Below are 817 nucleotides of genomic sequence, written 5' to 3'. Positions count from 1 at the left end.
TCTCACGGGTGGCAAACTGTCCCCATTTACGCCCCGGGTTGAAACCGCCACCGGAACCGCCCACCTCCATGTGAACGCCGGCAACCCACCAGCCGTCCTGCTGTCCAACAAGGGCGTCCAGGTAGTCGCGACCATTCCGGTAAACGGTCACCGTCTCGTATTCCCTCAAGACTGGGTAATCGCTCCAGGGAGCAGGAAGCTGCTCGCGACCGTCGATCTTTAAGTATTCAAATTTGTTTTCCATATCCTTAAAATTACGTTTGAACGGTATTTGAACGGGAGTCATTCCCCCACCATGCGTTTCACCTTGTGAATGGACTTCCTCACACGCCGCAAATCAAAGTCACATGTCGAAGCCTCCTTTATCACCTTATCGATGTCTTTTTTGTCAGTCACACCGTTGGCGGAACAGATCGCGAACACATCGTTCACGTCTGTAGGCTCCAGCTCATAAAATTTCCGTCCGATACGGCTGTAGAACTCCTTGTAACCGGGCTTCTGGTACCGCAGACCATTGCTGATGCGTTTGGCAATATAATCGGTACTCAAAAACACGACGCCACATTTCTCCTCCAGTTTGTTGTACAGGCTGATGAAGTAGTGGAACACCGGTTCGGTCAGCTTGTCCGCCTCGTCGAACACCAGCAGGGGCGCGTCCATCTGGATGATATCATCCAAAATAAGTCCCCACACCTCACGGATATTATACCCTTCAGTCCGGATCCCGACCGTGCGGGCTATCTCGCGGACAAAGTCACCTTTCTTCATGTCCTCGGAGCAGAGAATATAAGAAACCTCCTTATGCTCATGAAGGTAA

2 protein-coding genes are annotated in these 817 nt (G+C 51.5%); both read right to left on the bottom strand.

Annotation, left to right across the window (positions count from 1 at the left end):
- On the bottom strand, positions 1-286 hold a 286-nt coding region (locus HMPREF9007_RS00050; RefSeq protein WP_008763927.1), incomplete at its 3' end, for a hypothetical protein.
- Positions 283-817, bottom strand: a 535-nt coding sequence (locus HMPREF9007_RS00055; RefSeq protein ID WP_008763926.1) for an ATP-binding protein, incomplete at its 5' end; no start/stop codon positions are given. The genes HMPREF9007_RS00050 and HMPREF9007_RS00055, both read right to left, overlap by 4 nt.

Source organism: Bacteroides sp. 1_1_14 (assembly GCF_000162515.1).
GTDB lineage: Bacteria > Bacteroidota > Bacteroidia > Bacteroidales > Bacteroidaceae > Bacteroides > Bacteroides thetaiotaomicron.
Note: the sequence above shows the minus strand (reverse complement) of the source record. Positions and strands in the feature narration are given on the sequence as shown.